Raw genomic sequence first — 12,844 nt, 5'->3', positions numbered from 1 at the left:
GGTTATTTTGCTTCGCTCATTTCACGCAGATAGCGAAATAATTTGCGCCCGTGGGCATTGCTGACTTTGTCGGGATTAGCCAGATTGGTCTGTTGTTCTTTTTTGCCGTTACGCACCAGCTGGCGTAACTTTTGTGTATCGACACCTGGGAATTCGGCAATAACGGCGCCTATAGTGGTGTTATCCCCGCCAATCAACTCATCGCGCAAGGTTTCCAGTTTATGAAAGGCCTGGGTGTTAAGCGTATGAGCGTTTTCAATATCGCTGAGGCGAGCTTCGATGGCGTCCGTATCCGTGTCTCGCAACAGTTTGCCGATATACTGCTTATGGCGACGTAAGCCCTCATGGCTTTTCATACGCTTGCCTTCTGCGATCGCTATTTCCAGCTTTTCCGTTAGTGGAAAAGGGCTGAGCTGACTATCACTCAATTGCAGGAGTCGTTCGCCAATTTTTTTTAGTCGCTCAGCTTCGCGTTTTACGGCGGATTTGCTCGGCGGCAAGTCTTCTTCTTCGGATTGATTTTGATGATTGAATTCAGACATGATGGTTCGGTGTGTGCTGCCTATGCTCTGTTGATGTGTTACCCGGAGGACAGGATATACTCGAATTTGTTGCTAATTGTACCACAGGATCTGAAATGGATATTGACCAGGAATTGAAAAGCCTGCGGGATAAGATCAAGACCGCATTGCTGTTGGCGGAAAAATCCGGTGCGACCGCGGAAGTCGGCGCCTATCAGGACCAGGGGCTCAACGTCAGTGTGCGCAATGGAGAAGTCGATACCGTTGAATTCACCCGTAATCACGGCTTTGCGATTACCGTCTACCGGGGAAAAAGCAAAGGCAGTGCATCGACTTCCGATTTTTCAGATCAGGCTGTGCGGCAAACAGTACAGGCAGCACTGGATATCGCTCAGTTTACCGCACCAGATGAATTTTCCGGATTGGCGGATGCCGGCCAGGAAGCGACCGAGGTGTTGGATCTGGATTTATATCATCCCTGGCCACTGCAGCCGCAGCAGGCGATAGAAATAGCGCAACGCTGTGAGGCTGCTGGCCTGGCCTATGAGGGCATTGATAAAAGCGATGGCGCTAATGTGGGGACAGGAGACTCAGTGAGGGCGTATGGCAACAGTCATGGCATTGTTGCTGCGTATCCACAAAGTCGCCACGGTGTCAGCTGTGCCTTGATTGCATCGCGTGATCATGAGATGGAACGCGGTGGTTGGTCGCAGAGCTGCCGTGTGGTGGGTTCGTTACCCGATGTAGAAAGTATCGGCAGTAAAGCGGCGCAAAGAGCATTGCAGCGTCTGGGCAGCCAATCGGTTGCTACAGGTGAGTTTCCGGTTATGTTTGCGGCTGAAGTAGCCGGAGGTTTGATTGGTCATCTGATCGCAGCCATATCCGGGGGCAGTTTGTACCGCCATGCCAGCTTTCTGGAAGGGCAAAGGGGACAGCCGGTGTTTCCTTCCTGGATGAATGTTTATGAATTACCCCATCTGCGGCAAGGCGCAGCCAGTGCACCGATTGATGGTGATGGCTTGCAGACCCGAGAGAAATATTTCATTGAAAATGGCCGCCTTATCAATTACGTGTTGAGCACTTATTCCGGACGTAAACTGGGTTTGCCCAGCACAGCCAATGCAGGCGGAATCCGCAACCTTCGTTGCAGTGCTACACATAGCCGTGACGAGTTGTTGCAAAAAATGGGGACGGGCTTATTGGTGACGGATCTGATGGGGCAGGGAGTCAATATTGTGACCGGTAATTATTCCCGGGGCGCTGCTGGGTTCTGGGTCGAGAACGGTTGTATCCGGCACCCGGTATCCGAAATTACGGTGGCCGGGAATCTGCAAAATATGTTCAGGCAGTTTTTGGGTATCGGAGACGATATTGATGCGCGGGGCAATATTCAGATGGGTTCGGTGTTGGTGGAATCGATGACCGTGGCAGGTAAATAACAAAGGCGCTTCCACCGTGGTCGAAGCGCCTTTGTTACATGGCTCGATTAACCCAGGTTAGTGTTAGCAAATTCCCAGTTAACCAGATTCCAAAAGCCTTCCAGGTATTTCGGGCGGGCATTTCTGAAATCGATGTAGTAAGCGTGCTCCCAAAGATCCACAGTGATCAGCGGAGTGACGCCTTCTTCTGTGATCGGTGTGCCCGCATTACTGGTGTTGACGATATCCAAAGAGCCGTCTGCTTTTTTCACCAGCCAAGTCCAGCTGGAGCCGAAGTTGTTCACTGCTTTGTCGTTGAATTTGGCTTTAAAATCTTCGAAAGAACCAAATGCACTTTTGATCGCTTCTGCAATGGCACCAGTCGGCTCACCGCCACCATTGGGGCTAAGGCTGTTCCAGTAAAAAGTGTGATTCCAGATTTGTGCTGCATTGTTAAAAACGCCGCCGGAGGAAGACTTGATGATCTCTTCCAGGCTTTTGCCTTCGTATTCAGTTCCGGGAACCAGGCCATTTAGTTTATCGACATAAGTCTGGTGATGTTTGCCGTAATGATACTCCAGGGTTTCAGCGGAAATGGTCGGTGCCAATGCGTCTTTTGCGTACGGTAATTCTGGCAAAGTGAAAGCCATGTGATGTCCCCTCATTTGGTTAACAACGATGTGAGCCTGCGGACAGGCCCGATTCTCTCTCTACAATAGAGGCCACACTCTAGCAGATTTGCGCTTCGTTTGTCAGTTGGCCTATCACCTTAGAGATTTGATTTTACTAATCAATCCATAGAATTTAACTATGAGTGCAACGAGCTAGGTGTAGTAGATCGTTGCCAAGCCAAGAAACGAACAAAATCCGACCACGTCGGTGATTGTGGTGAGGATCACACTGCCGGACAGGGCCGGATCGATCCCGATTTTCTGTAAGATCATCGGTAGCGATGCGCCGGCTAATGCCGCTACCACCATATTAATGATCATGGCCGTGCTGAGCACTGCCCCCAGCATCATATCGTCGAACCAGATCGTGGCCACTACTCCCACCACGACGGACCAGGTGACGCCATTCAGAAAGCCCACCGCCATTTCTTTGGTCAACAGCCAGCGGGCGTTGGCCGAACCGACATGCCCCAACGCCATACCGCGGATCACCAGGGTGAGGGTCTGGCTGCCGGCGATGCCACCCATACTGGCGACAATGGGCATCAAAACCGCCAGCGCGACGACTTTCTCCAGCGTGCCTTCAAAGAGACCGATGACCCAGGACGCGAGAAAGGCGGTCAGCAAATTTATTCCCAGCCAGATGGCGCGACGGCGGGCGGTTTTTAAAACAGGTGCAAACGTGTCTTCATACTCATCCATCCCCGCCATACTCATGAAGGAGTGGTCTGCACCTTCCAGAATAACGTCAACAACGTCATCGATGGTGATCCGGCCCAAGAGCACGCCATTGTCATCGACCACCGGAGCCGTTACCCAATCTTCCCGTTCAAACATGGCCGCCACTTCTTTTGCCGGGGTTACGGCGGTTATTGCTTTGGCTTCATCCATGGCTTCGCGAACCAGCATGCCGGGATCTTTGATCAATAACTTGGTTAATGGCAATAAACCAACGAACTGACCGGCGCGGTTGACGACATGCAGATTGTCGGTGGTATCCGGCAGAGTTTCGTGCCTGCGTAAATAACGTAAAACAACATCGAGGGTGATGTCCGGCCGGATGGTGATAATGTCGATGTTCATCAAGCCGCCGGCGGTGTCGTCGGCGTAAGACAAAATAGTTTCGATTCTGTGGCGATTCTGATCGTCGAGCGATTCGAGAATCCGTCGCATTACTGTTTTCGGAAGTTCCTGCAACAGATCGGCGAAATCATCGGTATCGAAACCTTCTACGGCACTGATAATATCTTCTGTATTTCGGTGTCGCAGGAAATAGGCTGCGATCTCTTCGTTAAGATACTGAAGTATTTCCCCTTCATCATCTTTATCAATGAGCTGCCACAGCAAATTCCGCTCCCGCGGTGGAGAGGATTCGATGAGCTTGGCGATTTCTGCCGGAGACATACCCCGTAACATGCGTCGGACATCATCAAACGTACCGCTTTCAAGGGCGTCCAGAAAGGTGTGAAGATGATCTTGAATTTCAAGGCTGGAATGATTTATCGCCATTGATCATCTCCTGTGGTGGAATAGGGGGCCTGCTCTTTTTACAAGTCTAGTGTGACAATTCAAGAATCGTTAGGTTTGCAGTGGGGGTGCGGCGACATTCTAATGAATGCCCGGTGAATTGACCAGCATCGGAATGTGCCTTGGCGTTACTGGTCGAATTATTCGGCTTCGTCGAAACGGTTGTTGATCAGTGATTCAATGTCTGACAGGGCGTCTTCGGCGTCTTTGCCGGATACCTGAACTTTGAGTTCGCTGCCTTTGCTGGCCGCCAGCATGAGCACCGACATAATACTTTTAGCATCGGCTTCCTGACCGTTGCGGTTAAGCGTAATGCGGCTTTCATAGCGGGAGGCCGTGGCGACCAGTTTTGATGCTGCTCTGGCGTGCAGTCCCAATTTGTTGATGATCGTTATCTTTTTTTCCAGGTCCATACTAAATTACCGCACTTGATCCAGCTCAAACACACCCAGATAAATGTTAAAGGCTTGCAGACGAAATAAGTGACTGGGCCAATGGGTTTTGTTACAAAAAGCCGGATTAGGGCTCAACGTCCGGGGTCGCAATCGGGTGGAAACATTTAGCGTAGTGATAGGCTTTACCCAGAGGATTAAACCAGCTTATAACTCCCTGTGTCTAGCCTGCACATTAGGGAAATCTGGTTTGAATTGTTCGGTTAGTTTTTCGGTAATGTAAACCGAGCGGTGCTGTCCACCGGTACAACCGATAGCAATGGTCATGTAGCTGCGGTTGTTGGCAACAAATCGTGGTAACCACGCAACGAGAAAAGCGCTGATATCGTCCAGCATTTCCTGAACCTGCTCATGCCCCTGCAGAAAGGTTTGGACGTCCGGATCGCGCCCGGTTTGGCTGCGCAAATTAGGAATCCAGTGGGGGTTGGGTAGACAGCGGACATCAAATACCAGGTCTGCATCACCCGGAACGCCGTTCTTAAAGCCGAAGGATTGAAACAGCAAGGCCATGCCTTCGTTACCTGCACCGACCCGTTTTTTTATCAGGTCACGTAGCTCGTGAAGGTTGAGCTTGCTGGTATTGATAATCAGGCTGGCACTGGAAGCGACCGGATGCAGCATATCGCGTTCGCGCTCGATAGCTTCATTGAGCGTATTGGTATCGTTACTGATGGGGTGCCGGCGGCGGGTTTCACTGAAACGCTTTACTAAAACAGAGTCCATCGCGTCCAGATAAATCACTTCGCTGTCGATGCCCTCCGCGCTGAGGTCACGTAAAACATTGGGCAACATTTCAAGTTGTGTGACGCTGTTGCGGGCATCGATACCGATAGCCACTTCTTTAATTTGTGGGGATTTGCGGGAGGACAGTTCGACGATCAGGTCCCGCAATAAAGTCACGGGAAGATTATCCACACAGTAATAACCAATATCCTCCAGTACGTGTAATGCAGTGGTTTTTCCGGAGCCGGAGCGACCACTGATTACCACTAGTTTCATACCGGCGTTACCAGAGCATCGTAAATAGACTGTGAGGAATGCGCGGTACGAATTTCACGGCGTCGGCTGTCATCATTAAACAAGGTGGCGATTTTGGAGAGTAAATTCAGATGCTCATCATGGGCATCTTCGGGTACCAGCAGAAAAAAAAGCATATCCACCGGCTCCCGGTCGACGGAGTCAAAATCAACACCGGACTCCAGTTTGATGAATGCGCCGATGGCGTTGTTGCAGTGGCTCGCCCGGCAATGGGGAATGGCTATACCTTTTCCCAATCCTGTGCTGCCCAGTTTTTCTCGTGAAATTAATTTGTCGAATAATTCGTTCGGGTCCAGCTCGGGGCACTGCTGGGCGATTAGCCCGGCAGCGGTTTCCAGAACTTTCTTTTTACTTCCGCCGGAGACGTCTTCAAAGACTCTTTGCGGGTTAATAATTTCAGCCAGTTCCATATTTAAGTCTTTATTCCAGGTTAAAGAATTACCAACTTTTCATCTTTTCCTTATGCTTGACCACCTGACGATCAAGTTTATCTGTCAGCATGTCTATGGCCGCGTACATATCTTCAGATTCGGCGTTGGCAAACAAATCAGCACCTTTCACGTGAATTCGCGCTTCTGCTTTTTGTCGGTTTTTTTCCACACTGAGTATGGCTTGGATGCTAGTAATGTCGTCGGTATGGCGCTCGAGTTTCTGCATTTTATCGGATACGTAGTCTTTCAATGAATCCGTTACGTCTACGTGATGTCCGCTGATGTTAATTTGCATAGGCCACTCCTTTATCGTGGTTAGATTTTACTACAACCGTATGAACTGAACTCACCTAGTTGCGGCTTTTCCCGTTGCATCCGGTTTCGGACTAAGCGGTGTTTCGTCGAAACATCGCTTGGAAAACCTGTAAACTTCGACACGCGGTCAGACCAATCGTTTCCTTTCGTTGGAGGGCGGAATCATCATGGCCTCACGGTATTTCGCTATGGTGCGCCGTGCTACCTTAATATCCTGTTCTTCCAGTATGTTGGCAATTTTGCTATCACTCAACGGTTTTTTGGGGTTTTCGGCTGCAATCAGTTTCTTGATAATAGCGCGGATTGCTGTGGACGAGCATTCACCGCCGGAATTCGTGCTCAAATGGCTGGAGAAAAAGTATTTCAGCTCGAAAATACCCCGGGGGGTATGCATAAACTTTTGCGTGGTCACACGGGAAATCGTTGATTCATGCATGCCCACGGCTTCGGCAATGTCGTGTAGCACTAGCGGCTTCATGGCTTCTTCGCCTTGCTCCAGGAAGCCGATCTGATGTTCCACTATTTTGGTGGATACCTTGAGCAATGTTTCGTTGCGGCTCTGTAAGCTTTTGATAAACCAGCGGGCTTCCTGCAGATTGTTTTTAAGGAAGGTGTTATCGCTGCTGTTATCGGCTCGTTGTATCAGGGAGGCATAGTTGCCGTTGACCCTGAGCCGGGGAGTGGCATCGGGGTTGAGTTCCACCCGCCAGCGTCCTTTGTCCTTGCTGACAATAACATCGGGAATGACGTATTGCGTATCATCGGTTTCGATGCTGCTGCCAGGATAGGGGTTGAGTGACTGAATCAGGGAGATCGCTGATTTCAACCGCGCCTCAGACAGCTTCCCTTTGCGCATGATGGTTGCAAAGTCCCTGGAGCCGAGGGTTTCCAGGTAAGTATCAACCACCAGGATGGCGTCATCCCGGGAGGGCTCGGATTTGTCCATTTGCTTCAGCTGGATTAACAGGCATTCACGTAGGTCCCGCGCGGCCACACCCGGGGGATCAAACTGTTGGATACGGTGTAACACGGCGACAACTTCTTCCAGCGATATCGGCTGGCCTTCGTCGTCTTCGTCCGGTTGCAAGACAATGCCCAGGTTGTCGAGTTCTTCCTGCTGTAAGCGGATCAGGTCGGATATAACGTCTTTTTGTGCCAGCACGCTTTCCCTGATATCTTCAACGGATTGCGTCAGGTAGCCTTTGTTGTCTACAGCTTCTATTACCGCCATTGCTATCATCTGGTCAACATCGGACATGGTAGTCAGATTGAGTTGCCACATTAGTGAATCGTAGATGGATTCCGGTGCGCTGTTTCGGCTTTCATAGTCAAAATCATCGTCGTCTCCACCACTGCCGCTGCTGCCGCTGAGGGTGGAGCCCGAACTGTCGTACATGGTATCCCAGTCGCTGTCGACAGGAAGCTCATCTGATATTTGTTTACCTTCGAGATCGACGGATGCGTCTTCAGCGGATTGAGTGCTGTTTTCGCTTTTGACTTCGCTCGCCTGGGTGAAATCCGGCACGCTGTCGGATTCAGCCAGGTTGTCGGTTTTCTCTGTCTTGTTATCGGTCTCAGTATTGCTGTTGTCGTCACCGGATTCTTCGACGTCCAGCAGTGGGTTGGCTTCCAGTGCTTCTTGGATTTCTGCCTGAAGGTCAAGAGTAGACAATTGCAGCAAGCGGATAGCCTGCTGCAATTGCGGCGTCATGGTAAGGTGTTGACCAATTTTTAGCTGTAAAGTTGGCTTCATTGATACCCGTTTCGACTTCTATCAACTGCTTGAACGATGAAAAGCCACCATCCAATGCGCTTTCACCCGGATTCTGCTATCAATCATTATTGCTATAAATATCAATTGCTTAGCTGGATTGCACTGTAGGTCCTTCTAACTAATTGTAAGAGGTGTCGCGCAGCAAAGCAATTTACATGCCTGAAAATGCTTAGAACATTTACATCTGAAATTGATTTCCCAGATAAACCTCTCTGACTTTTTGGTTTTGAAGAATGAGAGAGGGCTCTCCCTCGGCAATAATATGTCCTTCACTCACTATGAACGCATTCTCACAAATATCCAGAGTGTCACGCACGTTATGGTCTGTTATCAGGACCCCGAGACCACGATCCCTCAATTGGCTTATGATCTGTTTGATATCCGCCACGGAAATGGGGTCAACACCGGCGAAGGGCTCGTCCAACAGAATAAAAGCCGGGTCGGTTGCTAGTGCTCGGGCAATTTCAACACGGCGTCTTTCTCCACCGGATAATGACATGCCCAGAGAGTCGGCGATATGGCCAATGTGGAATTCTTTTAATAGCTGATCGAGCTTTTGTTTTCGTTCCGCTCGGGACAAATCCTTGCGGGTTTCCAGAATAGCCATGATGTTTTCTTTTACTTTAAGCCGCCGGAAAATGGAGGCTTCCTGAGGCAGATAGCCGATGCCTTTCGACGCTCTGCCGTGCATGGGTAGATGTGTGATTTCGGTGTCGTCTATTACGATGCGCCCTTTGTCTTGCGGCACGATACCGATAATCATATAAAAGCAGGTGGTTTTTCCGGCCCCATTTGGACCTAGCAAACCAACAATTTGTCCACTTTCTATTGAGATCGAAACATCTTCGACTACGGCACGGCCTTTGTAACTTTTTGCCAGATTGGATGCGGTTAATCTACTCATTACTTTATTTCTTTTCCGGTGTTGGTTCGGCTGCAGCAGGTAATATCATTTCAACGCGACGCTTTATATCACCGGGTTTGTGGTCTTTGGTTTCGCCTTGCGCCTGCAAACGCTGGCTTTGAATTTCGTAAAGAATTTCCTCCCCGCGGAAAATATTATCTTCCTGGACAATGGATGCGCTTCTTTTTAGCAGTAATTTTTGATCGATCACCATGTAATCAATGCGTTTTGCTTTGGCAATCACTTCCGATTGGTTGGGTTCGGGCACCTGGGAAAAGAGGGCCGGCGCACCGTCTGCCATGACCTTATCCACTTTACCTTCAATGGTCTGGATGCTTAATTTATCCGCGACTATTTTGAGGGTACCCTGAATCAGGACAACGCTGCCGGTGTAGACAGCCATGCCACTTTTCTCATCAATCAGTGCTGTGTCAGCAACGATCTTTAGCGGTTTATTGCGGTCACTGTCCAGTGCCATTGCGGGAGCGGATAGCCACAGGCAAAGTAGGCACAGAAGACGGTTAAGATTTATCTGGTTCATAAATGCTGGTTACTTTTTCTCTTAAGGTAATGCGGTTGGTGTTCAGATCTGCTTCCAATCCGGTTGCTTCAATGTAAATACCACTTTGCCGGATGATAACGCGGTCGTCGGTGGTGGCGAAGGACTCTTTCGGTTTCAACAGCAGCGTCTCTGTTTCCAGGGTGGGGGCTTCTTTAAGCCCTTTTTCCGCAAAATTGATTTGTTTAATTACGACATTGCCGGTGAGGTGCAGTTCTTCACCTTCGTTATCTGAAACGGCCTCGGCGGAACTGGTTTGCCAGGTTGCGACCGTTTCCTGAAATAAGGTGATATCAGGGCGGATCATTAAGTTGCGGTCAGTCGCAAGATACTGGAGCATCGATTCCGCCCTGAGCTCGTATTCCTTGTTCCCGTCCTGGTCGAAATTGTCCTGCTTCACCGTGATGGCGGTAAGGTCGGGCAGGTCAACGTCGGAACTGATGACATCTTGCGGCGCGAACCACGCGTCCCATTTGTGATAGGTGTAGAGCGCGAGTACTGCAAGCGTAAGCAGGGTATTAAAAATAAAAATTTGCTGGCGGTTTTTCATGATTTAGGATCAGAACTATCGAGCAAGAAGCGTTGCTGTACCGCATCCAGGTGACCTTGAGCTGACATCAACCACTCACAAAGCTCTCTGACCGCACCTTCGCCCCCGTTCTTCTCTGTGATGATGTCTGCATGCTGGCGTATGATGGGCAATGCATCTGCCACGGTGACGCCAATACCGGCAAATTGTATCGCAGCTAGGTCTGGCAGATCGTCCCCCATATAGGCCACTTGTTCTGCTGTCAGGTTCAGCTCAGATAGCAGCTCTGCCAAAGCGCGTCGCTTGTCCTCTCGGCCTTGTATGACGTTGTCAATTTTCAGGTCTTTGGCTCGGCGGAGCACCAGTTCAGATGTGCGTCCGGTAATGATGGCGACTTCAACGCCGGTCTCGCGCAACAGGTTTAAACCCAGACCGTCCTTCACGTTGAAGGCTTTTATCTCATCGCCGAGACTAGTGAAATAGAGCCTGCCATCGGTCATCACGCCATCGACATCGAACGCAACCAACTTTATTTTCCGTGCTTTGCTTTGTAATTCTTCAGTCATTATGGTCTCGGGTAAAAACTCCGTTCACATTACCCCTGCACGCAGCAGGTCATGCATATTCAGTGCGCCGATCGGGGTGCCGCTTTTATCCACGACCATCAGTGCGGTGATTTTGCTTTTGTCCATCATGTTCAGCGCTTCCACAGCCAGAATGTGGGGGCTGATGGTTTTAGGGTTCGCGGTCATCACTTTTTCAATACTGGTGGTTTTTGTGTTCAACCCCTGATCCAGCATCCGGCGTAAGTCACCGTCAGTAAATACGCCGATCAACTTATTATTGTGATCGACGATGCCGGTCATGCCGAGCCCTTTGCTACTCATTTCAAGCAGTGCATCGCTGATGGTCACTGCTTTCGCAACCAGCGGGATTTTATCACCGCTGTGCATAATGTTTTCCACTAATAGTAGTAGGCGTCTTCCCAGACTTCCGCCGGGGTGAGAAAGTGCAAAATCGTCAGCGGTAAATCCCCGGGCTTCCAGCAGCGCTACTGCGATGGCATCGCCCATCACCAGGGTAGCGGTAGTGCTGGCTGTGGGGGCCAGTCCAAGCGGACAGGCTTCTTCTTTAACACTGATATCAAGATGGACATCGGCCTGGGTTGCAAGCGGTGATTGGTTGTCGCCTGCCATACTGATGAGCGGGGCGCCTTTGCGCTTTATCAACGGTACGATATTGACAATTTCTTCGGTTTTACCCGAGTTAGAAATGGCGATCACTACATCTTCGCCGGTAATCATGCCCAGGTCGCCGTGACTGGCTTCACCCGGATGAACAAAAAAAGACGGGGTGCCTGTGCTGGCCAGTGTTGCCGCAATTTTGTTGCCGATATGGCCGGACTTCCCCATTCCTGTGATGATGACCCGGCCTTTGCATTGCATCAGAATCTCGCAGGCATTTTGAAAATTCTTATCGATCCTGGCCAGAAGTGCATGGGTGGCGGCTGTCTCAATTTCTATAACCCTGCGACCGGATTGAATAAACTCGTCGCCGTCTTGTCTGGTATTCATTTCAGCAATCGCCTTAAATTCGAAGTTTCAATGTGGCACAGTGTAAACCAAATCAAGCCGAGGCCGTAATGGTCTGTTGATAGAGTATCGCCAGATAGGCTAAATAGGCTGCCAGTAGAATGCCGCCCTTGATTCTGGAGAGCTGCCTTGCTTTTCTTGGCAGAAACATAAACAAGGCCAGCAACAGCGTAACACCGCACATAACCCCATAATCACGAATCAGCGTGGTAGAGCTGATTTCAATCGGATGGATCACGGCCGCAGCGGACAGCACTGCCAGCAGATTCAGGATATTGGAACCGACGATGTTTCCGAGCGCGATATCATGATGCTTTCGCAGCGCGCTGGCGATGGATGCGGCTAATTCCGGCAGGCTGGTGCCGATAGCAACAATCGTAAGACCGATGATCACTTCGCTTATCTGCATGGCTCGGGCTATTTCAATTGCTCCCCACACCAATAAGCGTGAAGATCCGATGAGAACCACAGTGCCGACAATAAACCAAAAGGTCGATTTCCCCTTGCTGGGGCCTTGGATGTCGTCTTGCGTTGTCTGCTCAATCAGTTCGTCCTGATGTTCGCTTTTATAGCGAAATAACAGATACATCAGGAGTATCAGCATGACAATCATGACAAAAGCATCGGTTTGGGTAAGCTGGTTGTCGCTACACAGGAAGCCGACGCCTGCGGTGACGGCGATGAGGGCAGGTAAGTCTTCTTTAAGGAGTCCGGATTGAATGGGAAGGGCAGCGATTATTGCTGTTACCCCCAGAACCAAACCAATATTGGCAATATTGGAGCCAATAGCGTTGCCAAGGGCGAGCTCTGGTGCTCCGGACAAAGCTGACATGATGGAAACAACGATTTCCGGGGCGGATGTGCCGAGGGCAACGATAGTCAGCCCGATCATCGCTTTTGACATGCCCAGGGCGCTAGCGAGGCCGACTGCACCGTCGACAAATTTGTCTGAGCTCCAGACCAGCAAAATTAAGCCGGCCACAATGGCCAGGAGGGCAACCAGCATGTGTCAATTCCACATTAAAACAAGCACTGCAATGTAATGGCTATCTTGTCCCTATGCAAGCCAGGGGCTTGCGCATTGGCCAGTTTTTCCTTTTAATCACAAGATGA

Annotated in this window: 15 protein-coding genes; 1 reads left to right on the top strand and 14 read right to left on the bottom strand. The window is 50.2% G+C overall.

Translation table 11 applies throughout. The annotated features are described in order from the left end of the window. Positions 1 to 2: 2 nt before the first annotated feature. Positions 3 to 542, bottom strand: coding sequence for a ribosome biogenesis factor YjgA (gene yjgA / locus FT643_RS03775; RefSeq protein ID WP_156869318.1), 540 nt, complete (start codon positions 540 to 542; stop codon positions 3 to 5). A 95-nt stretch (positions 543 to 637) separates the two neighbouring features. On the opposite strand from yjgA, the gene pmbA reads away from it, so the two are divergent. Continuing rightward, a complete protein-coding gene (gene pmbA, locus FT643_RS03770; RefSeq protein WP_156869317.1) occupies positions 638 to 1,960 on the top strand; it encodes a metalloprotease PmbA in 1,323 nt (440 codons plus the stop codon). Between the two features lie 47 nt (positions 1,961 to 2,007). On the opposite strand, the gene sodB is transcribed toward pmbA, so the two are convergent. The 13 genes from sodB to FT643_RS03705 form a co-directional block, all read right to left on the bottom strand. Beyond that, positions 2,008 to 2,589 carry a superoxide dismutase [Fe] gene (sodB, locus tag FT643_RS03765; protein WP_156869316.1) on the bottom strand — a complete coding sequence of 194 codons (582 nt, stop codon included), beginning with the start codon at positions 2,587 to 2,589 and terminating at the stop codon, positions 2,008 to 2,010. Between the two features lie 174 nt (positions 2,590 to 2,763). Next, positions 2,764 to 4,119 (bottom strand): magnesium transporter, encoded by a 1,356-nt coding sequence (gene mgtE, locus FT643_RS03760; RefSeq protein WP_156869315.1) that lies wholly within the window; start codon positions 4,117 to 4,119, stop codon positions 2,764 to 2,766. A gap of 158 nt (positions 4,120 to 4,277) precedes the next feature. Then, a complete protein-coding gene (locus tag FT643_RS03755; RefSeq protein WP_156869314.1) occupies positions 4,278 to 4,550 on the bottom strand; it encodes an HPr family phosphocarrier protein in 273 nt (90 codons plus the stop codon). Between the two features lie 186 nt (positions 4,551 to 4,736). After that, complete coding sequence (gene rapZ, locus FT643_RS03750; protein WP_156869313.1) at positions 4,737 to 5,588, bottom strand: RNase adapter RapZ; 852 nt, start codon at positions 5,586 to 5,588, stop codon at positions 4,737 to 4,739. Beyond that, entirely contained in the window at positions 5,585 to 6,037 is a 453-nt protein-coding gene (gene ptsN, locus FT643_RS03745; protein ID WP_156869312.1) for a PTS IIA-like nitrogen regulatory protein PtsN, read from the bottom strand. The genes rapZ and ptsN overlap by 4 nt, the downstream gene beginning before the upstream one ends. 28 nt (positions 6,038 to 6,065) lie before the next feature. Next, a complete protein-coding gene (hpf, locus tag FT643_RS03740; protein WP_156869311.1) occupies positions 6,066 to 6,353 on the bottom strand; it encodes a ribosome hibernation-promoting factor, HPF/YfiA family in 288 nt (95 codons plus the stop codon). A 147-nt stretch (positions 6,354 to 6,500) separates the two neighbouring features. Further along, positions 6,501 to 8,126: an RNA polymerase factor sigma-54 gene (locus FT643_RS03735; protein WP_156869310.1), complete on the bottom strand. Its 1,626-nt coding sequence runs from the start codon at positions 8,124 to 8,126 to the stop codon at positions 6,501 to 6,503. Positions 8,127 to 8,325: 199 nt separating this feature from the next. After that, positions 8,326 to 9,051 carry an LPS export ABC transporter ATP-binding protein gene (lptB, locus tag FT643_RS03730; protein ID WP_156869309.1) on the bottom strand — a complete coding sequence of 242 codons (726 nt, stop codon included), beginning with the start codon at positions 9,049 to 9,051 and terminating at the stop codon, positions 8,326 to 8,328. 4 nt (positions 9,052 to 9,055) lie between these two features. Then, positions 9,056 to 9,592, bottom strand: a complete 537-nt coding sequence (gene lptA / locus FT643_RS03725) for a lipopolysaccharide transport periplasmic protein LptA (protein WP_156869308.1) — start codon at positions 9,590 to 9,592, stop codon at positions 9,056 to 9,058. After that, complete coding sequence (gene lptC / locus FT643_RS03720; RefSeq protein ID WP_156869307.1) at positions 9,573 to 10,160, bottom strand: LPS export ABC transporter periplasmic protein LptC; 588 nt, start codon at positions 10,158 to 10,160, stop codon at positions 9,573 to 9,575. Before lptC ends, lptA begins: the two co-directional genes overlap by 20 nt. Next, the gene (locus tag FT643_RS03715) at positions 10,157 to 10,705 is read right to left on the bottom strand and encodes a KdsC family phosphatase (protein ID WP_156869306.1); all 549 of its coding nucleotides are present in this window, start codon (positions 10,703 to 10,705) and stop codon (positions 10,157 to 10,159) included. Before FT643_RS03715 ends, lptC begins: the two co-directional genes overlap by 4 nt. A gap of 24 nt (positions 10,706 to 10,729) precedes the next feature. After that, positions 10,730 to 11,713, bottom strand: coding sequence for a KpsF/GutQ family sugar-phosphate isomerase (locus tag FT643_RS03710; RefSeq protein ID WP_156869305.1), 984 nt, complete (start codon positions 11,711 to 11,713; stop codon positions 10,730 to 10,732). A 52-nt stretch (positions 11,714 to 11,765) separates the two neighbouring features. Further along, positions 11,766 to 12,737 carry a calcium/sodium antiporter gene (locus FT643_RS03705; RefSeq protein ID WP_156869304.1) on the bottom strand — a complete coding sequence of 324 codons (972 nt, stop codon included), beginning with the start codon at positions 12,735 to 12,737 and terminating at the stop codon, positions 11,766 to 11,768. Positions 12,738 to 12,844: the final 107 nt, after the last annotated feature.

This window comes from Ketobacter sp. MCCC 1A13808 (assembly GCF_009746715.1).
Taxonomy (GTDB): Bacteria; Pseudomonadota; Gammaproteobacteria; order Pseudomonadales; family Ketobacteraceae; genus Ketobacter.
This window is presented reverse-complemented; position numbering and strand designations above follow the sequence as displayed.

Bases quoted from the DNA above. Each gene is read 5' to 3' on its own strand.
- FT643_RS03710 (WP_156869305.1), bottom strand. From the start codon at position 11,713: ATGAATACCAGACAAGACGGCGACGAGTTTATTCAATCCGGTCGCAGG.
- lptA (WP_156869308.1), bottom strand. From the start codon at position 9,592: ATGAACCAGATAAATCTTAACCGTCTTCTGTGCCTACTTTGCCTGTGG.
- hpf (WP_156869311.1), bottom strand. From the start codon at position 6,353: ATGCAAATTAACATCAGCGGACATCACGTAGACGTAACGGATTCATTG.
- yjgA (WP_156869318.1), bottom strand. From the start codon at position 542: ATGTCTGAATTCAATCATCAAAATCAATCCGAAGAAGAAGACTTGCCG.
- rapZ (WP_156869313.1), bottom strand. From the start codon at position 5,588: ATGAAACTAGTGGTAATCAGTGGTCGCTCCGGCTCCGGAAAAACCACT.
- lptC (WP_156869307.1), bottom strand. From the start codon at position 10,160: ATGAAAAACCGCCAGCAAATTTTTATTTTTAATACCCTGCTTACGCTT.
- ptsN (WP_156869312.1), bottom strand. From the start codon at position 6,037: ATGGAACTGGCTGAAATTATTAACCCGCAAAGAGTCTTTGAAGACGTC.
- sodB (WP_156869316.1), bottom strand. From the start codon at position 2,589: ATGGCTTTCACTTTGCCAGAATTACCGTACGCAAAAGACGCATTGGCA.
- FT643_RS03705 (WP_156869304.1), bottom strand. From the start codon at position 12,737: ATGCTGGTTGCCCTCCTGGCCATTGTGGCCGGCTTAATTTTGCTGGTC.
- FT643_RS03735 (WP_156869310.1), bottom strand. From the start codon at position 8,126: ATGAAGCCAACTTTACAGCTAAAAATTGGTCAACACCTTACCATGACG.
- lptB (WP_156869309.1), bottom strand. From the start codon at position 9,051: ATGAGTAGATTAACCGCATCCAATCTGGCAAAAAGTTACAAAGGCCGT.
- FT643_RS03755 (WP_156869314.1), bottom strand. From the start codon at position 4,550: ATGGACCTGGAAAAAAAGATAACGATCATCAACAAATTGGGACTGCAC.
- mgtE (WP_156869315.1), bottom strand. From the start codon at position 4,119: ATGGCGATAAATCATTCCAGCCTTGAAATTCAAGATCATCTTCACACC.
- FT643_RS03715 (WP_156869306.1), bottom strand. From the start codon at position 10,705: ATGACTGAAGAATTACAAAGCAAAGCACGGAAAATAAAGTTGGTTGCG.
- pmbA (WP_156869317.1), top strand. From the start codon at position 638: ATGGATATTGACCAGGAATTGAAAAGCCTGCGGGATAAGATCAAGACC.